Source organism: Streptomyces nymphaeiformis (assembly GCF_014203895.1).
GTDB classification, from domain to species: Bacteria; Actinomycetota; Actinomycetes; order Streptomycetales; family Streptomycetaceae; genus Streptomyces; species Streptomyces nymphaeiformis.
Genome location: NZ_JACHJY010000004.1, coordinates 120,565 through 141,804 on the forward strand (window position 1 = coordinate 120,565; position 21,240 = coordinate 141,804).

Annotated in this window: 18 protein-coding genes and 1 pseudogene; 1 reads left to right on the forward strand and 18 read right to left on the reverse strand. The window is 73.9% G+C overall.

Features of this window, described 5'->3' with window-relative positions:
- Positions 1 to 73 precede the first annotated feature (73 nt).
- From topA to GGE06_RS14635, 11 genes are all read right to left on the reverse strand, one after another.
- Positions 74 to 2,902, reverse strand: coding sequence for a type I DNA topoisomerase (topA, locus tag GGE06_RS14585; protein ID WP_184931036.1), 2,829 nt, complete (start codon positions 2,900 to 2,902; stop codon positions 74 to 76).
- Between the two features lie 282 nt (positions 2,903 to 3,184).
- Positions 3,185 to 3,382, reverse strand: a complete 198-nt coding sequence (locus GGE06_RS14590) for a hypothetical protein (RefSeq protein WP_116160266.1) — start codon at positions 3,380 to 3,382, stop codon at positions 3,185 to 3,187.
- Between the two features lie 251 nt (positions 3,383 to 3,633).
- Positions 3,634 to 4,452, reverse strand: coding sequence for an ABC transporter permease (locus tag GGE06_RS14595; protein WP_116160265.1), 819 nt, complete (start codon positions 4,450 to 4,452; stop codon positions 3,634 to 3,636).
- A 14-nt stretch (positions 4,453 to 4,466) separates the two neighbouring features.
- Positions 4,467 to 5,240, reverse strand: coding sequence for an ABC transporter permease (locus GGE06_RS14600; RefSeq protein WP_116160264.1), 774 nt, complete (start codon positions 5,238 to 5,240; stop codon positions 4,467 to 4,469).
- On the reverse strand, positions 5,237 to 6,283 hold the full coding sequence (locus GGE06_RS14605; RefSeq protein WP_246532564.1) for an ABC transporter ATP-binding protein: 1,047 nt from the start codon (positions 6,281 to 6,283) through the stop codon (positions 5,237 to 5,239). Before GGE06_RS14605 ends, GGE06_RS14600 begins: the two co-directional genes overlap by 4 nt.
- 77 nt (positions 6,284 to 6,360) lie before the next feature.
- Positions 6,361 to 7,365: an ArsR/SmtB family transcription factor gene (locus GGE06_RS14610; protein ID WP_116160263.1), complete on the reverse strand. Its 1,005-nt coding sequence runs from the start codon at positions 7,363 to 7,365 to the stop codon at positions 6,361 to 6,363.
- The gene (locus GGE06_RS14615) at positions 7,362 to 8,930 is read right to left on the reverse strand and encodes a DUF7059 domain-containing protein (RefSeq protein WP_116160262.1); all 1,569 of its coding nucleotides are present in this window, start codon (positions 8,928 to 8,930) and stop codon (positions 7,362 to 7,364) included. The genes GGE06_RS14610 and GGE06_RS14615 overlap by 4 nt, the downstream gene beginning before the upstream one ends.
- Before the next feature lie 181 nt (positions 8,931 to 9,111).
- The gene (locus GGE06_RS14620) at positions 9,112 to 9,783 is read right to left on the reverse strand and encodes a small secreted protein (RefSeq protein WP_184931037.1); all 672 of its coding nucleotides are present in this window, start codon (positions 9,781 to 9,783) and stop codon (positions 9,112 to 9,114) included.
- A gap of 162 nt (positions 9,784 to 9,945) precedes the next feature.
- Complete coding sequence (locus GGE06_RS14625; RefSeq protein ID WP_116160260.1) at positions 9,946 to 12,264, reverse strand: sodium-translocating pyrophosphatase; 2,319 nt, start codon at positions 12,262 to 12,264, stop codon at positions 9,946 to 9,948.
- Between the two features lie 180 nt (positions 12,265 to 12,444).
- The gene (locus tag GGE06_RS14630) at positions 12,445 to 12,903 is read right to left on the reverse strand and encodes an ATP-binding protein (RefSeq protein WP_116160259.1); all 459 of its coding nucleotides are present in this window, start codon (positions 12,901 to 12,903) and stop codon (positions 12,445 to 12,447) included.
- Between the two features lie 15 nt (positions 12,904 to 12,918).
- Complete coding sequence (locus GGE06_RS14635; RefSeq protein ID WP_056569340.1) at positions 12,919 to 13,272, reverse strand: STAS domain-containing protein; 354 nt, start codon at positions 13,270 to 13,272, stop codon at positions 12,919 to 12,921.
- Positions 13,273 to 13,352: 80 nt separating this feature from the next.
- Between GGE06_RS14635 and GGE06_RS14640 the strand changes: the two genes are divergently transcribed.
- Positions 13,353 to 16,010, forward strand: a complete 2,658-nt coding sequence (locus GGE06_RS14640; protein ID WP_246532565.1) for a DNA 3'-5' helicase SftH — start codon at positions 13,353 to 13,355, stop codon at positions 16,008 to 16,010.
- A 40-nt stretch (positions 16,011 to 16,050) separates the two neighbouring features.
- Here GGE06_RS14640 and GGE06_RS44070 read toward each other — a convergent pair.
- From GGE06_RS44070 to ssd, 7 genes and pseudogenes are all read right to left on the reverse strand, one after another.
- Positions 16,051 to 16,632 (reverse strand): annotated as a pseudogene (locus tag GGE06_RS44070) (Rv3654c family TadE-like protein); the annotation flags it as partial.
- Positions 16,521 to 16,877: a TadE family type IV pilus minor pilin gene (locus GGE06_RS14650; RefSeq protein WP_221518115.1), complete on the reverse strand. Its 357-nt coding sequence runs from the start codon at positions 16,875 to 16,877 to the stop codon at positions 16,521 to 16,523. The gene GGE06_RS14650 and the pseudogene GGE06_RS44070, both read right to left, overlap by 112 nt.
- Positions 16,864 to 17,199 carry a DUF4244 domain-containing protein gene (locus GGE06_RS14655; protein ID WP_246532566.1) on the reverse strand — a complete coding sequence of 112 codons (336 nt, stop codon included), beginning with the start codon at positions 17,197 to 17,199 and terminating at the stop codon, positions 16,864 to 16,866. Before GGE06_RS14655 ends, GGE06_RS14650 begins: the two co-directional genes overlap by 14 nt.
- Positions 17,196 to 17,987 carry a type II secretion system F family protein gene (locus tag GGE06_RS14660; protein ID WP_376773544.1) on the reverse strand — a complete coding sequence of 264 codons (792 nt, stop codon included), beginning with the start codon at positions 17,985 to 17,987 and terminating at the stop codon, positions 17,196 to 17,198. The genes GGE06_RS14655 and GGE06_RS14660 overlap by 4 nt, the downstream gene beginning before the upstream one ends.
- Positions 17,984 to 18,862, reverse strand: coding sequence for a type II secretion system F family protein (locus tag GGE06_RS14665; RefSeq protein WP_312883140.1), 879 nt, complete (start codon positions 18,860 to 18,862; stop codon positions 17,984 to 17,986). The genes GGE06_RS14660 and GGE06_RS14665 overlap by 4 nt, the downstream gene beginning before the upstream one ends.
- Entirely contained in the window at positions 18,859 to 20,055 is a 1,197-nt protein-coding gene (locus tag GGE06_RS14670) for a TadA family conjugal transfer-associated ATPase (protein ID WP_184931039.1), read from the reverse strand. Before GGE06_RS14670 ends, GGE06_RS14665 begins: the two co-directional genes overlap by 4 nt.
- Positions 20,052 to 21,122 carry a septum site-determining protein Ssd gene (ssd, locus tag GGE06_RS14675; protein WP_312883141.1) on the reverse strand — a complete coding sequence of 357 codons (1,071 nt, stop codon included), beginning with the start codon at positions 21,120 to 21,122 and terminating at the stop codon, positions 20,052 to 20,054. The genes GGE06_RS14670 and ssd overlap by 4 nt, the downstream gene beginning before the upstream one ends.
- Between the last annotated feature and the right edge of the window lie 118 nt (positions 21,123 to 21,240).

Consider the following 21,240-nt stretch of genomic DNA (forward strand, 5'->3'; position numbering starts at 1 on the left):
GGCTTGCTCCCGGCGGCCCGCGCCCGAACAAACGTAGGGGGGCGGGAGCACCGCTCCCACCCCCCTACCAGGGTCACTCGGGCTTGGCCGCCGCCGTCTTCGTGGCGGCGGTCTTCTTCGCCGTGGCCGTCTTCGCCGTCGTCGTCTTCTTCGCGGCGGTCTTCTTCGCGGCCGTGGTCTTCTTGGCCGCCGTCTTCGTGGCCGTCTTCTTCGCCGGGGCCTTCTTGGCGACCTTCTTCGCCGGTCCCTTGGCGCGCTTCTCGGCGAGCAGCTCGTAGCCGCGCTCCGGCGTGATCGTCTCCACGCTGTCGCCGGTGCGCAGGGTGGCGTTGGTCTCGCCGTCCGTCACGTACGGGCCGAACCGCCCGTCCTTGACGACCACGGGCTTCTCGCTGACCGGGTCCGTGCCCAGCTCCTTCAGCGGCGGCTTGGCCGCGGCCCGGCCCCGCTGCTTCGGCTGGGCGTAGATCGCGAGGGCCTCTTCGAGCGTGATCGTGAAGAGCTGCTCCTCGTCCGTGAGCGACCGCGAGTCCGTGCCCTTCTTCAGGTACGGGCCGTAGCGGCCGTTCTGCGCGGTGATCTCGACGCCCTCGGCGTCCGTGCCGACGACCCGCGGCAGGGACATCAGCCGGAGCGCGTCCTCCAGGGTGACGGTGTCGAGAGCCATCGACTTGAAGAGGGAGGCCGTGCGCGGCTTCACCGCGTTCTTGCCGGTCTTCGGGGTGCCCTCGGGCAGGATCTCCGTCACGTACGGGCCGTAGCGGCCGTCCTTGGCGACGATCTGGTTCCCGCTGACGGGGTCGGTGCCCAGCTCGAAGTCGCCGCTCGGCTTGGCGAGCAGCTCCTCGGCGAGCTCGACGGTCAGCTCGTCGGGCGCGAGGTCGTCGGGCACGTCGGCCCGCTGGTGGCCCTCCTGCTCCTTCTCACCGCGCTCGACGTACGGGCCGTAGCGGCCGACGCGGAGCACGATGCCGTTGCCGACGGGGAACGAGGAGATCTCGCGCGCGTCGATCGCGCCGAGGTCGGTGACGAGCTCCTTGAGGCCGCCGAGGTGGTCGCCGTCGCCGTTCCCGGCGTCCGCCGCGCCGCCCGTACCGCCGGACTCGCCCTCACCGAAGTAGAAACGCTTCAGCCACGGCACGGACTGGGCCTCGCCGCGGGCGATGCGGTCGAGGTCGTCCTCCATGCGGGCGGTGAAGTCGTAGTCGACGAGCCGCCCGAAGTGCTTCTCCAGGAGGTTGACGACGGCGAAGCTCAGGAAGGACGGGACGAGCGCCGTGCCCTTCTTGAAGACGTAGCCGCGGTCGAGGATGGTGCCGATGATCGAGGCGTACGTCGACGGGCGGCCGATCTCGCGCTCTTCCAGCTCCTTGACCAGCGAGGCCTCGGTGTAGCGGGCCGGCGGCTTGGTCGCGTGGCCGTCCGCCGTGATCTCCTCGGCGGTCAGCGCGTCGCCCTGGGCGACCTGCGGCAGGCGCCGCTCGCGGTCGTCGAGCTCCGCGTTCGGGTCGTCGGCCCCCTCCACGTACGCCTTCATGAAGCCGTGGAAGGTGATCGTCTTGCCGGACGCGCTGAACTCGGCGTCCCGGCCGTCGGCCGCCCGGCCGCCGATCTTCACGGTGACCGAGTTGCCGGTCGCGTCCTTCATCTGGGAGGCGACGGTCCGCTTCCAGATCAGCTCGTACAGCTTGAACTGGTCGCCCGTGAGGCCGGTCTCGGCCGGGGTGCGGAAACGATCACCCGAAGGCCGGATCGCCTCGTGCGCCTCCTGCGCGTTCTTGACCTTGCCCGCGTAGACGCGCGGCTTCTCCGGCAGGTAGTCCGCGCCGTACAGCTGCGTGACCTGCGCCCGGGCCGCCGCGACGGCGGTGTCGGAGAGGATCGTGGAGTCCGTACGCATGTAGGTGATGAAGCCGTTCTCGTACAGCTTCTGCGCCACCTGCATGGTCGCCTTCGCACCGAAGCCCAGCTTGCGGCTCGCCTCCTGCTGGAGGGTCGTGGTCCGGAAGGGGGCGTACGGGGAGCGGCGGTACGGCTTCGACTCGACCGAGCGGACGGAGAACGCCGTGTCGGCGAGCGCGGCGGCCAGCGCCCGCGCCTTCTCCTCGTCCAGCTGGAGCACGTTCGCGGTCTTCAGCTGACCGTCCGCGCCGAAGTCACGGCCCTGCGCGACCCGCATGCCGTCGACCGTCGCGAGGCGCGCGACCAGCGAGGACGGGTCGGAGGCGTCACCGGTGCGGCCGGTGCCGAAGGTGCCGGTGAGGTCCCAGTACTCGGCGGAGCGGAAGGCGATGCGCTCGCGCTCCCGCTCGACGACGAGACGGGTGGCGACGGACTGCACGCGGCCGGCGGACAGCCGCGGCATGACCTTCTTCCACAGGACCGGCGAGACCTCGTAGCCGTACAGCCGGTCGAGGATGCGGCGGGTCTCCTGGGCGTCGACCATGCGCTGGTTCAGCTCGCGCGGGTTGGCGACGGCCTCGCGGATCGCGTCCTTGGTGATCTCGTGGAAGACCATCCGGTGGACGGGGACCTTGGGCTTCAGGACTTCCTGGAGGTGCCACGCGATGGCCTCGCCCTCGCGGTCCTCATCGGTGGCGAGGAAGAGTTCGTCGGACTCGGCGAGGAGCTCCTTGAGCTTCCTGACCTGCGCCTTCTTGTCGGCGTTGACGACGTAGATGGGCTGGAAGTCATGCTCGACGTCGACCCCGAGGCGGCGCACCTCGCCGGTGTACTTCTCCGGCACCTCGGCGGCACCGGAGGGGAGGTCGCGGATGTGCCCGACGCTCGCCTCGACGACGTAGCCGGGGCCGAGGTAGCCCTTGATCGTCTTCGCCTTGGCAGGCGACTCGACGATGACGAGTCGGCGGCCGCCGTGTGCGGTCTCGCTGGTCGGGGACAACTTCGCTCTTCTCTCCGGATCGACACTCTCTGGCACGTACGGCACTGGCACGCACGGCAGCGCACGGACGGTGACGCTCCCGTCGCTGCGGAGTGTGACGGTACAACCCGCCCCCGTGTCAAACGGCGAAAGCCCGCAACGGCCACTCGAACGGTAACCCGAGTCCTGGCATTCCTGCCGCCCGGACTCCCGGACCGGCGCGGTGGGGGACATGTCGGAGAGATCACAAACGCTCCGGGAGCGGAACCCGGGGAGGGTCCGGGGCCGGACGGCGAGCCGGACTCAGAGGCGGCCGAAGCACCAGACGCCGAGGAGGAGGGAGGCGGCCCCCGAGAGGCTCGTCAGCGCGACGGCGGTACGCGGCGCGACCCCGTGCGCCACGGGCTGGCCGTGCAGCGCCCGCACGGTGGTCCACAGCAGCAGCGCGCCTCCGAACAGCGTGAACGCCGTCCCCGCGAAGATCGCCGGCCCGCTCTCCATGCCCGTACCCCGTTCCGTTCACGTGCGGTGTTCGCCTCTCGCCGCCGAGGCTGACACCCCCGGGCATCGAAGGCGCGAACTCCGGGTGAACGGAGCGGGCCGTGCGGGTACGGGTTCACGAGGATGGCCGGTAGTGATCTGCCCCGGGGCCCTCCCCCGCCCCTCCTTCCTCTGTCGTCCCATCACTTCGAGCTTCGTCACATCACCTCCTGCCGTCACATCGCGTCCTGCCGTCACATCACGTCCCGCCGTCACATCACGTCGAGCGTCGCCCGGCGTCGGCTCCCCCGCTCGAAGACCGCGAGGAGGACGACGGCGAGCAGCCCCCATCCGGCGCCGACCGCGAGTTCGGCCCCGAGCAGGCGCCCGTCCAGGCCGGCGCCGGCGGTCAGCCCGCGCGCCGCGTCCGCCGCGTGCGTGAGCGGCAACAGCTCGCCGGCGGCCCGCATCCACTCCGGCAGCGTCTCCCGGGGCACGGCGGCGCCGGTCAGGAGCAGCAGCACGGAGCTGGCCACGTTCGACACGAGGAACACGTCCCGGAAACGCAGCCCGAGCGCCCCGAGCGCGAGCCCGAAGGCCGAGCAGGCGCCCGCCGCGACGAGCAGCACCAGACCGAGCCCGGGCAGCGACCCGGCGGGGACGGGCAGCCCGAGGACGAGCGCGGCGACAGTGAGCACGAAGGCGCTGACGAACAGCCCGTTGAGGACGTACGGGAGGGCTCGTCCGAGCCACAGGGGGACACGGCGGCGGGGCGAGAGCAGGACGGCCCCGAGGGTGCCGTACCGGCGCTCGTTGGCGACGGCCATCGTGCCGCCGTACACGCAGGAGGCGGAAGCTGCGAGAACGGCGTTGCCGACAAGGTGGAAACGATCGTCGGCGACACCCAGTTCCCTCCCCAGGAAGACGAAGAAGAAAACCTGGAGAAGCGGTCCGACCAGGAGCGTTCCGATGAACATCGGCGGGGTGGTCCAGTTGAAGAGCGCCCGGTAGGAGATCGCCCCGCCGACCACGAGCAGCCGGGAGGAGGCGTGGAAGCGGAAGCCGAGGAGCCGGCACCGGAAGCGGAACATCCGACGGTGGCCTTTCAGGTGAGGGCGAGGGTGGCGGCGGCGCGTGCCCGGCGTTCCACCCGCCCGAGGACGAGGACGGCGGCGAGGGCGTATCCGGCGCCGAGCGCGACGGCGGTGAGCAGCGGCGTGAGCACGTCCCCGCCGGAGGTCGCGGCGTGCACGGCCCGGGCGCCCCAGGTGGTGGGCAGCGCCCAGGAGATCGGGTGGGTCCAGGCGGGCAGCACGGTGATGGGCACGAGCAGCCCGGACAGCAGCCAGACGGGGGTGTCGAGCGGGTTGGCGAGGGCGTTGGCGTTGCGGAGCAGGACGAACGTGGCGGCCAGCAGCAGCCCCGTCATGCCGAGGGAGAGGACACAGACCGGGACGGCGACGAGGAAGAGCAGCGGGTGCGCGAAGTCGAGCGGCACGTCGAAGAGCAGGACGCCCCACAGGACGGTGGCGCCCATCGCGTACGTGCCGATGACGGCGGTCGCGAGGGTGATGGGGAGGAGGACGAGCGCGAGCGGCGTCGGCGCGACGACGAGGGTCTCCAGGGTGCCGAGCCAGCGCTGGTTCTGCACGGCGCCGCCCGAGCCGAAGAGCACCGAGCCCCAGATGCCCATGAGTCCGGCGCCCACGGAGGCGGTGAGCAGCCGGTCCGGGTCGCCCGCGGCACGGAACAGGTAGACGGCGAGGGTCGCGTAGACGAGCGGGACGAGGACGGCGAAGGTGATCTCGATCGGGGAGCGCGACATGTACGAGACGTGGGTGCGCACCCCGACGAGGATCAGCCGTGGAAGGCGCGTCACGCGGAGACTCCCTCGGACACGCCTCCGTGCACGCCGCCGTGCACGTCCCCGGACGTGGATCCGGACTTCCCCGTGGCCTCCTCGACGATCGCGATGTAGGCGTCCTCCAGGGACGGTTCGCGGCTCGTGACCCGGCCGATCCGTACGCCGTCGAGGGCGGCGAGGACGGGTCCGTGCAGATCGGAGGCGCCGCGTCCGGTCTGCACGGTGACGGTCTGCAGGGCGCCCCGGTCCTCGGCCGACACGCCCCGGACGCCGGGCACGCGCCGTACCCGGTCGAGCCGTTCCGCGTCCACGCCGTACGCCTCGATCTCCAGCACGTCCCTTTCCCGTACGAGGGACTTGAGGCTGCCGGGGGTGCCGAGGGCGCGGACGCGGCCGCCCGCGATGACGGCGATCCGGTCGCAGAGTTCATCGGCCTCGGCCATGTAGTGGGTGGTGAGGAGGACGGTGGTGCCGGCGGCGGCCAGGTCGGCGACCGTGCGGCGCAGATCGCGGGCGGCGACGGGGTCGACGCCGATGGACGGCTCGTCGAGGAAGAGGACGTCGGGGTGGTGGAGCAGCCCGCGGGCGATGTGGAGGCGCTGGCGCATGCCGCGCGAGTAGCCCTCGACCCGTTCCTTCTCGCGGCCCACCAGGCCGACGAGGTCGAGGAGTTCGGCGATGCGCCGTTTCTGGTCGCGGGCGCCGACGCCGTACAGCTCGGCGAAGTAGCGGAGGTTGTCGAGGGCGGAGAGCCGGTCGTACAGGCCGCGGTCGCCGCCGAAGACGTACCCGATCCTGCGGCGTACGGCGACGGGGTCGCGGGCCACGTCGTGGCCGAACACCCGGGCGGTGCCGGAGGTCGGCAGGAGCAGGGTGTTGAGCATCTTGATGGTGGTGGTCTTGCCGGCGCCGTTGGGCCCGAGCAGGCCGAACAGCTCCCCGGGCGCCACCTCGAAGGTGACCCCGCGCACGGCCTCGGTCTCGGTCCGCCGGGACCGCGGCCACCCGGTCCTGCTGGTGTAGGTGCGGCGCAGCGCGTCCGCCTCGATTGCGAGCATGCGCCGGACGGTAGGAGCAGGCGGGAGGGCCGGGCCATCGATTCGGGAGGCCCCGAATCGTCGCTCGTACGCCGGGCTCAGGCCACGGCCGTGAGGACGTCCTCCCCGGTGAGCAGGGCGAGCAGGGAACGGCCCGTGTCCGTCAACTGGTAGTACACGGAGCGCCCGACGCGGTGGCGGGTCACGACGCCGGCCTCCGCGAGCACCGAGAGGTGCTCGGAGACGGTGCTGGGCGCCAGGCCGAGCCGGTCGGCGAGACCGGCCGTGGTCAGGGGCCCGCCCAGCTCGCGCAGGACCGCGGCCCTGCCTCGGCCGAGCATCAGCCCGAGCCGGTCCTCGGCCGCGGGCTCGGCCGGTTCGCGCAGGGCTCCGGCGCCCCGGGCCTGGAAGCTGAGGGCGAAGACCTCGGGGTCGTCGGTGGAGTAGAGCCGGCAGCCCTCGGCGAAGACCAGCGGCACGAGGACGAGGCGCCGCTCGCCGGGCGCGTACTCGGCGTCGATGTGCTTGGTCAGTTCGAGTACGGGCGGCTGCCACCGTCCCCGGGTCTCCAGGCCCGCGAACAGCGCGTCGACGCCCTCGGTCGCGAACGTCCTGGCCCGGACGAGCACTTCGTCCTCGACGAGCCGACGCATCGTCGGCCAGTACGGCTCGATCGCGCCCTCCCAGTACGCGGCGTACGCGTCGGCGAGCGCCGCGCAGGCGGCCTCCGGGTCCTTCAGGTACGGCTGGAGGAAGGGCGCGTCGAGCAGGTCCGGGTAACAGAGGGCCGCCTGCGCGCGGACGAACTCCGGGTCGGTGGCCCGGAGCGCGGCGAGCTCCTCGTGGACGTGGACCGTGCCGAAGGGCCGGGGCAGCAGGAAGTCGGAGACCTCGTGCCGCTCCCTGACGAACAGGTCCCACAGCGGGCGGAGCCGGTCGTCCTCGCGCCACACCTCGCGCGCCTGCCCGATCCACTCCTGGTAGGGCCAGGAAGGGTGCCGGTGGGGCTGCGCGAGGTGCATCGAGCAGAACGCGTCGCGCAGCGGGCTGATCGCGATCCGGGTCGCCCCGAGCGACGCCTCGTCCAGCTCGATCCGTATCAAGCACCGCTCCCTTCGGCCACCGGCGGCGTGGCGCCGGGGAGCAGGGAGTCGGGGATGAGGAAGCCCTCCTCGACGAGCAACCGGATCGCCTGCGGGGTGCGGTCCCGCAGCATCACCGGGTCCTCGCCCATGAGCTGCCCGATCGCGTCGAGGATGCGGCCGGCGCTGAGCGTGCCGTCGCACACGCCGGCGAAACCGGCGCCGACGTGGTCGACCTTGGTGGCGCGGCGCATGCCGCGGTTCTGCCGGAGCACCACGTGCTCCGGGTCCTCGGCGCCGGGCATCCCGACCTGCTCCTGCACCACCTCGGGCGCGAGCGTGAACCGGTCGGCGAGGAGCGCGGCGTCGTCGTGGCGGCGCAGGTAGTCCTGGCGCTCGAAGTGGGCGCGGACGGTGGGGCCGAGGGGCTGCTCGACGGGGTGCGGCCACTCCTCCAGGACGATCGAGGGCTCGACCGCGCCGGAGGCCACGGCCTGGCTGCGCCGGATGGTGATCCAGCCGAAGCCGATCGCGCGGGTCTTGCCCGCCTCGAACTCGTCGAGCCAGCGGTCGTACGCCGCCCGGTAGGCGTCCGGGTCGCCGCGGTGGTCGCCGCTGTCCCGCAGCCAGAGCTCCGTGTACTGGGTGATGTCCTGGACCTCGCGCTGCACGATCCAGGCGTCGCAGCCGCGCGGCACCCAGGACCGGAGCCGCTCCTGCCACTCCTCGCCCTCGACGTGCTGCCAGTTGGCGAGGAACTGGGCGTACCCGCCGTCGTTGAGCCGCTCCCCGGCCTGCTGGACGAGCGTGCGGCACAGGTCGTCGCCGCTCATCCCGCCGTCGCGGTAGGTGAGTCCGGCGCCGGGGGAGATCACGAACGGCGGGTTGGAGACGATCAGGTCGTACGTGTCGCCGTCGACGGGCTCGTAGAGCGAGCCGGTCAGCAGCTCGGCCTCCCGGGCCCCGGAGAGGGCGAGGGTGAGCCGGGTGAAGTCCAGGGCGCGCGGGTTGAGGTCGGTGGCGGTGACCAGGGTGGCGTGCTGGGCGGCGTGCAGCGCCTGGATGCCGGAGCCGGTGCCGAGGTCGAGCGCGGAGGAGACCGGCGTACGGACCGTGATGCCGGCGAGGGTGGTGGAGGCACCGCCGACGCCGAGGACGACGCCCTCCTCCTTCTTGCCGATACCGCCTGCGCCGCCGACGGCGCAGCCCAGGTCGGAGACGATGAACCAGTCCTCGCCGTCCGGCCCGCCGTACGGCCGGACGTCGACCGTGGCGAGCACGGTGCCGTCCTCGCGGACCACCCAGCCGTCGGCGAGGGCCTCGTCCAGCGGGAGCGCGGCGGCCGCCCGGTCGGCAGGGACGGGCTCCTGGAGCAGGAAGAGCCGGACGAGGGTCTCCAGCGGGGAGTCACCGCGGGTGGCGCGCAGGGCGGGGACGGTCTCGCTGCGGGCGAGCGCCGCGTAGGCCGGGGCGCCGAGCAGGTCGAGCAGGCCGTCGGCGGTGAAGTCGGCGGCGAGCAGGGCCTCGCGCAGACGGGTGGCGTGCGCGGGCACCGGGAGGCGGGAAGGCAGGCTGGTCGTACTCACCGCTCCATTGTGACGGCCGCCACCGACATCCGGGCGGCCGACCCGGCGGCGCACGGCCGATCGCCGCCACCGCCGGGCCGCATCACCGGCACCGCCGGGCCGAATCGCCGCCACCGCCGGGCCGCATCGCCGCCACCGCCGGGCCGATCGGCGCCGCCGCCGGCCCGATCGGCCCAGGCTGCTACTCGCTCTTGGTGGCGGCCGTCGCCTTCTTGCTCGGCGTGGCGGACGGCGTCTTCGTCGGGGTCGAGGAACCGGAGTCGGAGGTGCCGCCGGCGTTCGGGGAGGCGGAGGTCTTCGGCGGGACCGAGGCCGTGGGCTTCTGGCAGCCGGGCTGCTTGGCCATCGCCTGGCCCAGCTCGCCCTCCTCCAGCTTGGACAGGGCGTTCTGGTCCATCTTCTCGATCTTGGTCAGGCCGTCGGCGACGCCCTGGAGACCGTCCGCGAACTTCTGCTGGTTCGTCGCGTCCAGCGCGTCGACCTGCTTCTTGAGCCCCTCGTAGGCCAGCGCGGTGGCGTTGAGCTCCTTGATCGCGTCCTGCTGGACCGTCTCGCCGTTCTGGACGGGCGGGGCCCCGGCGGCCTCGACGGCCTTGGCGAGGGCGCGGTCGGCGTTCGCGATGTCCTGGAACGCCTGCGAGTCGGCCGCCTTGATCTCGGCCGGCTTGCTGTCGGCGGCGGTCGAGATGATGATCTGGTGGGCGTCGGCCCGCTTCTGGATCTGGGGCTTGGCCTGGTCGCAGAAGGTCTTCGCCCAGTCACCCACCTTGTCGCCCTCGTCACTGCTGCAACCGGACAGCGCGAGCACCAGTACCGCGCCGCCGGACAGTGCGGCCGCAAGCTTCTTGTTCAACGGATCGGTCCCTTCCAAGGCTCTCGGCCCCGGAACATACACGCCGAACGGGCTACTTCCACCTTACGGGCGATAGATTCATCCCATTTTGAATCCTTTTGAACCAAGGGATGAACCTCACGACCACCCCGTAAACGTCCGGGAAATGAGACGGACGCCACGTCAGGACACTTCCACCGAACGCTTCTTGGATGCCCGGACCGCGCCGACCACGACGAGGAGCGCGACCGCGGCGACCGCCGCCCGCAGTCCGGGGCTCGCGTCACCGCCGTAGCTGAACCGCACGACGGCCGGGGCGATGAGCAGCGCGACCAGGTTCATCACCTTCAGGAGCGGGTTGATCGCCGGGCCCGCCGTGTCCTTGAACGGGTCGCCGACCGTGTCCCCGATGACGGTCGCCTCGTGCGCCTCGCTGCCCTTGCCGCCGTGGTTCCCGTCCTCGACCAGCTTCTTCGCGTTGTCCCAGGCGCCACCGGAGTTGGCGAGGAAGACCGCCATCAGCGCGCCCGTACCGATCGCCCCGGCGAGGTACGCGCCGAGCGGGCCGACGCCGAGCGAGAAGCCGACGGCGATCGGGGCCATCACGGCGAGCAGCCCTGGCGTGGCGAGTTCGCGCAGCGCGTCCTTGGTGCAGATGTCGACGACCCGCCCGTACTCCGGCTTCTCGGTGAAGTCCATGATCCCGGGGTGTTCGCGGAACTGCCGCCGCACCTCGTAGACGACCGATCCGGCCGACCGGGACACGGCGTTGATCGCGAGTCCCGAGAAGAGGAAGACGACGGCCGCGCCGAGGATCAGCCCGAAGAGGTTGTTGGGCTGCGAGATGTCCATCGAGAGCGTCACCTCGCTCAGCCTCACCCCGAACTCCCCGACGTCTGCGACCGAGGTCGCGATGGCGTCGCGGTACGAGCCGAAGAGCGCCGAGGCCGCCAGGACGGCGGTGGCGATGGCGATGCCCTTGGTGATGGCCTTCGTGGTGTTGCCCACGGCGTCCAGATCGGTGAGGACCTGCGCGCCCGCCCCCGTGACGTCCCCGGACATCTCCGCGATGCCCTGGGCGTTGTCGGCGACCGGACCGAAGGTGTCCATGGCGACGATGACCCCGACGGTGGTGAGCAGGCCCGTCCCGGCGAGGGCCACCGCGAACAGCGCGAGCATGATCGAGGCGCCGCCGAGCAGGAACGCCCCGTAGACGGTGAGCCCGATCAGCAGGGCCGTGTAGACGGCGGACTCCATGCCGAGCGCCACGCCCGCGAGGACGACGGTGGCGGGGCCGGTGAGCGAGGACCTGCCGATGTCCCGGACCGGCCGCCGGCTCGTCTCGGTGAAGTAGCCGGTGAGCTGCTGGATGAGCGCGGCGAGGACGATGCCGAGGGCGACCGCGACCAGGGCGAGGACCCGCGGGTCGCCGGCGTGGCGGTGGATGCCCGGCTCCGTGACGCCCTCGAGCTCGGCGTACGAGGACGGCAGGTACACGAAGGCGGCGACGGCGACGAGCGCCAGCGAGATGACCGCCGAGACCAGGAATCCGCGGTTGATCGCGCTCATCCCCCCGCGGTCGGCGCGCCGCGGGGCGACCGTGAGGATGCCGATCACGGCGGTGACCACGCCGATCGCGGGCACCATCAGGGGGAACGCGAGGCCGTGGTCGCCGAAGGCCGCCTTGCCGAGGATGAGCGCGGCGACCAGGGTCACGGCGTACGACTCGAAGAGGTCGGCGGCCATGCCGGCGCAGTCCCCGACGTTGTCGCCCACGTTGTCGGCGATGGTGGCGGCGTTGCGCGGGTCGTCCTCGGGGATGCCCTTCTCGACCTTGCCGACGAGGTCGGCGCCGACGTCGGCGGCCTTGGTGAAGATGCCGCCGCCCACGCGCATGAACATGGCGATGAGCGCGGCGCCGAGCCCGAATCCCTCCAGGACCTTGGGCGCGTCGGCGGCGTAGACGAGGACGACGCAGGAGGCCCCGAGCAGTCCGAGGCCGACCGTGCACATGCCGACGACCCCGCCCGTGCGGAACGCGATCCGCATGGCCCGGTGCGCGACCTCGTTCAGGTCCCTCTCGGGTTCGCCCGGCGCGGGGGTGGCCTCCCTGGCCGCGGCGGCGACCCGCACGTTGGCCCGTACGGCCAGCCGCATGCCGAGGTAGCCGGTGACCGCCGAGAACAGCGCCCCGACCAGGAAGAACAGGGAACGTCCGGCACGCTGCGACCAGTTGTCGGCGGGCAGCAGCATCAGCAGGAAGAACACGGCGGCCGCGAAGACGGCGAGGGTCCGCAGCTGCCGCGCGAGGTAGGCGTTGGCGCCCTCCTGCACGGCGGCCGCGATCTCCCGCATCCTCTCGGTGCCCTCACCGGCCGCGAGCACCTGGCGGACGAGGAGCCGCGCGACGATCAGCGCGGCGAGGGCGACGGCCGCGACGACGATCACGATCGTCCGGTTCCCGCTCGTGAGCACCGCCGCGGCGAGCGTTGTGGGGTACATGGGGACGGATCATAGGGAGACGAACCGGCACATACGGGGATGCACCACTTCGTGGGCGAGGGCACCCGGAGAACCCGCGGAAAAGGCGAGAGGCCCTGCGATTGCAGGGCCTCTCGCCTTCGTACGTGCACGCGGTCAGGATTCGTACGTGTACGGGTCAAGATTCGTACGTCTACGGGGTCAGGACAGGATGTCCGCCGAGCTCACCGGCCACGTCATCCGGATGGTGCCGCCGTCCTCGCCGGCGCTCACCTCGACGTCGTCGACCAGCCCGCGGATCACCGCGAGCCCCATCTCGTCCTCGCCGTCGGCGTCGTCGAAGTCCTCGGCCGGGGCCGAGGCCCGCGCGCCGGGGACGCCGGCGGCATCGGCCGCCGCCACCCCCGCACCCGGAACCTCGTCGCCGACCTCGATGGAGAACGTCTTCTCCTCCTCGGTCAAGACGACCCGGATGGGGGTCATGACGTCGTTGCTGCGATGCAGCCCGACCGCACGGGAACAGGCCTCACCCACAGCGAGACGCACCTCGTCGAGGACCGCCTCGTCCACACCCGCCCGGCGCGCGACCGCGGCCGCCACCAGGCGGGCCGTGCGGACGTGCTCCGGCTGAGCGCTGAAGCGGAGTTCAACGGTGGCCATGCGAACCCCCTGGGCTCAGTCGACGGCGTTGACGGCCTCGTCGACCGAGGTGTGGATCGGGAACACCTTGGTGAGACCCGTGATCCGGAAAATCTTGAGAATGCGCTCCTGGTTGCAGACCAGACGCAGCGAGCCCTCGTGCGCGCGAACGCGCTTCAGGCCGCCGACGAGCACACCGAGGCCGGTGGAGTCGAGGAAGTCCACTCCCTCCATGTCGACGACCAGGTGGTAGCTGCCGTCGTTCACCAACTCGACCAACTGCTCGCGCAGCTTGGGCGCGGTATACACATCAATCTCGCCACCGACCTCGACGACCGTACGGTCACCACCAGCGCCGGTCACATTGCGAGTCGACAGGGACAGGTCCACGGATCCTCCAGCACCTTGCTATCGGGCGATCGTTCCCTCGGGTCTCCGGGGCGGAGCCGAGGAACGGAACGCCAGCCGCAATGGCATTCAATCACTTACCAGCAGCCATGCACGACGCCTTGGAAGCATTGTCCGTCATGGCAGTGACACACTCGGTGCCGATGGCCAAGAATCACCGCCCCCGTCGTCCCGCCGGGGAAACGGGCAGCCGCCCCTCTCCCGGCACGGTCCTCGACCGGCTCTCCTCGGGCGAGAGCCGGTCCGCGCGCATCACTCATACGGAGCACATGCCCGCCCGGGAGGGCCGCCATGCCGTCTGGCCGCACCGCATCCGTCCGGAGGTGATCGCGGCGATCGAGGCGGCCGGGATCGAGCACCCCTGGGCGCACCAGGCGGAGGCCGCCGAGCACGCCCTGGACGGCGAGTCCGTGGTGATCGCCACGGGAACCGCCTCGGGCAAGTCGCTCGCCTACCTCGCCCCGGTCCTCAGCACCCTCCTGGACGGCTCGGAGGCCCCGAACGGCCGCGGTGCCACCGCCCTCTACCTGGCGCCCACCAAGGCCCTCGCGGCCGACCAGCGGCGCGCCGTGCGGGAACTGGCCGCCCCGCTCGGCAACCGGATCCGCCCCGCCGTCTACGACGGCGACACGCCGGTCGAGGAACGCGAATGGGTCCGGCAGTACGCGAACCACGTGCTGACCAACCCCGACATGCTGCACCGGGGCATACTCCCCTCCCACCCCAGGTGGTCCTCCTTCCTGCGCTCCCTGCGCTACGTCGTGATCGACGAGTGCCACACCTACCGGGGCGTCTTCGGCTCCCACGTCGCCCAGGTGCTGCGCCGTCTGCGCCGCGTCTGCGCCCGGTACGGCTCCGAACCCGTCTTCCTCCTCGCCTCGGCCACCTCCGCCGAACCGGCGCTGGCCGCCGGCCGCCTCACCGGCCTGCCGGTCACCGAGGTCTCCGACGACGCCTCCCCGCGCGGCGAGCTCGTCTTCGCCCTCTGGGAGCCGCCGCTGACCGAGCTGCACGGCGAGCGCGGCGCGCCCGTGCGCCGCACCGCGACCGCCGAGACCGCGGACCTGCTGACCGACCTGACCCGGCAGGGCGTCCGCTCGGTCGCCTTCGTCCGCTCCCGGCGCGGCGCCGAGCTGATCTCGGTGATCGCCCAGGAACGGCTGGCCGAGACCGACCGGGCGCTCGCCCGCCGCGTCGCCGCCTACCGGGGCGGCTACCTGCCCGAGGAGCGCCGCGCCCTGGAGCGGGCCCTGCACTCCGGCGAGCTCCTCGGCCTGGCCGCCACGACCGCCCTGGAGCTGGGCGTGGACGTCTCAGGCCTGGACGCCGTCCTGATCGCCGGCTACCCGGGCACCCGGGCCTCCCTGTGGCAGCAGGCGGGCCGCGCCGGCCGTTCGGGTGAGGGCGCCCTCGCGATCCTGGTCGCCCGGGACGACCCGCTGGACACCTTCCTCGTCCACCACCCGGAGGCGATCTTCGAGCAGCCGGTCGAGACGACCGTCCTGGACCCCGACAACCCCTACGTCCTCGCCCCCCATCTGTGCGCCGCCGCGGCGGAGCTCCCGCTGACCGAGCCGGACCTGGCCCTCTTCGGCCCGGCCGCCCCCGGCCTGCTGCCCCAGCTGGAAGCGGCCGGGCTGCTGCGCCGCCGCTCCACCGGCTGGTACTGGACCCGCCGCGAGCGGGCCGCCGACCTCACCGACATCCGGGGCGGCGGCGGCAGCCCCGTCCGGATCGTCGAGGCCGGCACCGGCCGCCTCCTCGGCACGGTCGACGAGGCCGCCTCCCACACCGCCGTCCACGAGGGCGCCGTCCACCTCCACCAGGGCCGCACCTACCTGGTGCGGGAGCTCGACCTCAAGGACTCCGTCGCCCTCGTCGAGGAGGCCGTCCCGCCGTACTCCACCACCGCCCGTGACACCACCTCCATCGCCGTGCTCGAAACCGACACCGAGATCCCCTGGGGAGCCGGCCGCCTCTGCTACGGCTCCGTCGAGGTCACCAACCAGGTCGTCTCCTTCCTCCGCCGCCGTCTGATCACCGGCGAGGTGCTGGGCGAGACCAAGCTCGACCTGCCGCCCCGCACCCTGCGCACCCGCGCGGTGTGGTGGACGGTCACCGAGGACCAGCTCGACGCCGCCCGGATCACCCCGGAGATCCTCGGCGGCGCCCTGCACGCCGCCGAGCACGCCTCCATCGGGATGCTGCCGCTCTTCGCCACTTGCGACCGCTGGGACATCGGCGGCGTGTCCGTACCGCTCCATCCCGACACCCTGCTGCCCACCGTCTTCGTGTACGACGGGCACCCGGGCGGCGCGGGATTCGCCGAGCGCGCCTTCCACACCGCCCGCGCCTGGCTGAAGGCCACCCGGGAGGCCATCGCCTCCTGCGAGTGCGAGGCGGGCTGCCCCTCCTGCATCCAGTCCCCCAAGTGCGGCAACGGCAACGATCCGCTCCACAAGCGCGGCGCGGTCCGCCTCCTCACGGAACTCCTGAGGGAGGCCCCGGAAACCTCTCCGGCCCCGGCACCCGGCCCGGCGACGGAGCCCCCACCGGAGCCGGGACCCCGCCCGGCAACGGAGCCCCCGCCTGCCCCGGGACCCCACCCGGCAACGGAGACCCCTCCAGCCCCGGGGCACCGCCCGGCGACGGAGCCCCCTCCAGAGCAAGGGCCTCCTCCGGCGTCGGAGCCCGCCCCGGAGGGCCCGCCCGCGACCTGACCTCCGGCCGGTACGGACCGCGCACGACCCGCGCGGTCACCTCGGCGACCTCGCCCCGCACGGCACACCGCGCCAGCTCCGCGCCCTGCGCGACGGCCACCCGCGAGGCGGCGGCGCACGCCTCGGCCTCGCCCCACAGGGCCCGGTCGGCGGCGGCGAGGGCGGCCAGGTCGGCGGCCCCGCCGGCCCGGTGCCGGGCCGCCACCGCCTGCCCGAGCGCAAGCACCACCCCGAACACCACACACACCACACAGGCCGCAAACGCACCCCACACCGTCGCGAACCCCCGATCCCCACGCGCGCCCCGCCGCGGGACGCAGTGACGCTCGGCACCGGGCCGGCGGGGCTGCCGACGCCTGGCACCCGCACCCAGGCCGAGGACGTCCCGGCATCTGGCACCCGCACCCCGGCCGGGGACGCCCCTACGCCTGACACCCGCACCCACGCCGGGAACGCCTCGACGGTCGGAGCCCGTACCCCAGGCGGGGACGTCCCGGCGCTCGCCGCCCGTCACGGCGTGCCCCCGCCCAGCGTGTCCTCCGCGAGGGCCGACGCGTCGGCCCTCAGGGTGACGCCCATGCCCCGGGGGCCCGGGGCCGACGCCTCCACCGTCACGCGCCACAGCTCGCCCTCCCTCACCACCGACACCCGGGCCCCCTCGGGCGCGGCGGCCCGGGCGGCCGCCTCGGCGGAGGCCACCGGCTCCGAACGGGCCGCCGCCCTCGCCCCCGCCCGTGCCGCGTCCACGCACCGGATCTGCGCGGCGGCCGCGGCCAGCGCCCACAGCAGCGTCACCGTGAACAGCGCGAGGACGGGCAGGACCATCGCCGCCTCCACCGTCACGAAACCCCGGTCAGAACGGCGCATCGAGTGCCTTCCCAATCACCGACTCCAACGCCCCCGAGACCGCCCCGCTGGTCACGATCTTGTAGAGCACCGCGGCGAACGCCGCCGCGGCGATCGTCCCCACCGCGTACTCGGACGTGGTCATCCCCTCGTCCCGGCGCGCCGCCGCCCGCCGTGCCCTCCACCGACCGGCCGACCCCACCCGGGCCGCCCCACCGACCTCCAGATCCCGTCCCGTCTCGTCCCGCCGTACCTCGCCGTGCTCCGCCATGTCGTCGTGCCTCGTCATCTCTCGTCGCCTCTCGTCGTCTCGTGCCCTGTCGGGCCCTGTCGTCTCGTTCATCCGCCCAGCAGCCCCGCCGCGAGGCCGATCACCACCGGGGCCACGCCCACCGCCAGGAAGGCGGGCAGGAAGCAGAGCCCCACCGGCGCGCTGATCAGCACCTGTGCCCGACGCGCCCCGGCCGCCGCCGCTCGGGCGCGGGCCGCGCGCAGGGCGGCCGCGTGCCGGGCGACGGCCTCCGCCGCCGGCGCTCCCGAGGAACCGGCCCGCTCCATGCAGCGGGCCAGCCCTTCGGCACCCGGTATCGCGCCGAACCTCCCCCACACCTCGGCCGGTTCGCCGCCCAACCGCAGCTCGGCAGCCGTACGGGTCAGGCGCTCGCCGAGCGGGCCGCCCAGCGACCGGCCCACCGCCTCCGCCGCCTCGCCAGGCCCGGCTCCGGAGGCGGCACAGGCCGCCAACAGATCGGCCGCGAGCGGAAGGTGGCGCACCGCCTCCTTCTCATCGCCGGTCGGCTGCGAGACCCGCCGCGCCGCTCTCCGTCTCATGCCGACGGCCACCAGGGCCCCGGCGCACAGCCCGCCCACGCCGCCGAACAGCACCCAGCCGACGCCGACACCCACCAGGGGCAGCAACCAGCGCCCCATCCACAACGGCACCCCGCCACGGGCCTTCCGAGGGCGCGGTTCCGGGCCCTCGACGAGGGAACCCGCCCGCCGCCGCGTCCGGCGCGCCCGCAGTCCGCGCAGCACCTCCAGGACGACCTGCGCGCACAGGACCGCGGCCAGGAGTGGAAGGCCCGCCTCTCGAACGCCGGCCGGAACGTGGTGAACCGCTTCCCGGATCACGCCCGCTCCCCTCCCCGTACGATCCGCGCGGCCCACCACAGCCCAGCCGCCTCCAGCGCCCCGCCGACGGCCAGACAGCCGAGGCCGGCCGGTGTGTGCAGCAGCACCCGCAGCGGGTGCGCGCCCAGAGCGGCACCGAGGGCGAGTCCGGCGGCGGGGAGCAGGGCGAGCACCGTCACCGTGGCCCAGGCGCCGGCCAGTTCGGCCCGCAGGCGGTCGCGCTGCTCGCGGTGGTCCCGGAGGGCGGCCTCCAGCCGGTCGAGCCCGTCGGCCAGACCCGCGCCGCCGTCCACGGCCACCTGCCAGCAGGCCGCCATGCCCGCGAGGCCGTCGGCACCGTCCTGTCGGGCCGCCCGCCGCAGCGCCTCCGGCACATCGCCGCCGAACCGGGCCGCCGCGAGGACCGGCGCCTCCGCGGCACCGAGCGCGCCCGTCTCCCGGGCCGCGAAGGACAGCGCCTGCGCGGGCTGCCATCCGGCTCTCAACTCGCCGACGACGGCCCCGCACAGGGCCACCACCCGCTCGGCCCACGCATCCCGTTCCTTCGTGCGCTCGGAGGCCCGCAGCCGCCGTCCCACCAGGGGCACCGCGAGCGCCCCCGCCACCAGCGGCAGCGGTGACTCGCCGAGGAGAGCGAGAACTCCCGCCACCGGCAGACACAGCCACGCGCGCCGCCCGCGCAGCACGGCCCACCACCGCGCGGCGACCGTCGGCCACTCCCGGCCGCCGAGCCCGCCGGGGACTCCGTCCGCGAGCACCGCGCGCGCCCGGCCCGCACCGCGCCGCCGCTGGGCCGTCCACCACAGGGCGAACACCGTGCAGAGCGCCGCCGCCCCGTGTGCCGCGCTTCGTACCGGCACCAGGTCACCCGTCACCGCGATCCCCCTCCGATCAGCGACCTCAGTCGCTCCCAGCCCCGCTCCCGCTCGAATCCGGCCGCGCCCCACCGCAGCGCCGGAACCGTCCGGACCAGGCCGTCCCGGTCCCGCTCCAGGACGTGCGCCTCGGCGATCCGCCGTCGCCCGTCCCGGTCCCGTACGACGTGCAGGACGACGGACAGGCCCGCGCCCAGCTGGCTGTGCAGGGCGGCCCGGTCGAGCCCGGCCGCCGTGCCCAGGGCTTCGAGGCGCGCCGGGACGTCCGCCGCCGTGTTGGCGTGGACCGTCCCGGAGCCGCCGTCATGGCCGGTGTTCAGGGCGGCCAGCAGGTCCACCGCCTCGCCGCCCCTGACCTCGCCGACCACCAGCCGGTCGGGACGCATCCGCAGCGCCTGGCGGACCAGGTCCCGCAGGGTCACGAGCCCGGCTCCCTCCTGGTTCGCGGGCCGGGCCTCCAGGCGCACGACGTGCGGGTGGTCCGGCCTCAGCTCCGCCGAGTCCTCGGCGAGCACGATCCGCTCCCGCTCCCCCACGAGCCCCAGGAGCGAGGCGAGGAGCGTGGTCTTGCCCGTCCCGGTGCCGCCGCTGACGAGGTACGACACGCGGGCGTCGATCAGGGCCCGCAGGATCGGGGCACCGCCCGGCGGCACGGTGCCGGCCGCGACCAGCTCCTCCAGGGAGAAGGCACGGGGGCGGACCACGCGCAGCGACAGGCAGGTCGAGCCGACCGCGACCGGCGGCAGCACCGCGTGCATCCGGGTGCCGTCGGGGAGCCGGGCGTCGACCCAGGGCCGGGCGTCGTCGAGCCTGCGCCCGGCCACCGCCGCGAGCCGTTGTGCGAGGCGGCGGACGGCTGCCGCGTCGGGGAAGGACACCGGGGCCCGTTCGAGACCGGTGCCCCGGTCCACCCACACCTCGTCGGGCGCGGAGACCAGGACGTCGGTGACCGCCGGGTCGGCGAGCAGCGGCTCCAGCGGACCGGTGCCGATCAGCTCGCACCTCAACGCCTCGGCCGCGCCGAGCACTTCCGCGTCGCCGAGCAGCCGCCCCTGGGCCCGCAACGCCGCCGCCACGCGCGCCGGAGTGGGCTCGGCCCCGCTCGCCGCGAGCCGCTGCCGCACGGCATCGAGCAGCTCGGCACCCTCCGCACCGCCGACCGCGCCCCGGGCGGCGCCCCCCGCCCCGGTCACGCCTCACCGCCGGCGTGCTCCCAGAAAGCGGTGCAGAACCGGCCGAGGGGGCCCCGGGGCTCGGCGCCCGGCGGCACTCCCGCGTCCTGGTCGGCCACGATCCCCGGGTCGTAGGGGAGTTCACCGGCGAGCGGCAGTCGCAGCGCGTCGGCGACCCACCTCTCGTCGAGCCCCGCCGCGTACGGACCGCGGACCACGGCGCGCAGGTCGCGGACGACCGGCCCGATCGCCGAGACCATCCGGTGGGCGGCCGCGACGGCCCGCAACTCCCCCGGGACGACGAGCAGTCCGAGGTCAAGCTGGGCCAGGGCCTCGGTGACCGACGGGTCGCTCCCGCGCGGCAGGTCGACCACGACGGCCCCGCCCCGGCGCCGCGCGGCGGCGAGCACGGACCGCACGGCCCCGGGCGGCACCGGCGCCGCCGCGTCCCTGCCCCAGCTGAGCACCCGGACCCCGCGCACCGACGGCAGGGACTCCTCCAGGGCGCCGCCGGCCAGGCGGCCCTTCGAAGCGGCGAAGTCGGGCCATCGCCTGCCCTCCTCGCGCTCCCCGCCGAGCAACACGTCGAGCCCTCCGCCCAGCGGGTCGCCGTCCACCAGCAGCGTGCGGTGTCCGGCCCGCGCGGCGGCCAGCGCGAGACCGCAGGCGAGGGTGGAGGCCCCCGCGCCGCCCCGGCCGCCGACGACACCGACGGTCAGTGCCGCCCTGCCCACTCCTTCGGCCGCGTCGGCGAGGCGGTCGACGAGGAGGCTCTCGGCGCCCGGGAGGCTCAGCACGCTCTCGGCGCCGATCTCGACGGCCATCCGCCACAGCTCCGGATCGTCCCGGTCACGCCCGACGAGGAGGGTCCCGGGGCGCCGCACCGCTCCCCGGCAGCGGGCCGCGACGTCGTCACCGACCAGGACGAGGGGCGGATCGGTCCAGCTCGCCCGCCGCTCCGGCACCCGGTGGTCGACCTCGGGCTCGACGCCGGCGGCGGCGCACAGCCGCAGGAGGTCGTCGAGCAGCCCGAGGTCCTCGGTCACGATCAGCGGCCCGGCCCGCCGCGGCCCGCCCGCCCCCGTCACCTCCCTCCCCGTCTCATCCGGCTCCGGTCCGTTCGACCCCGGTCCGTCCGCGCTCAGTCCGTCCGCCCGTGGCGAGCCGGCTGCCCGCGACCCGGTCCTCCACGGCCCGCCCCTCCAC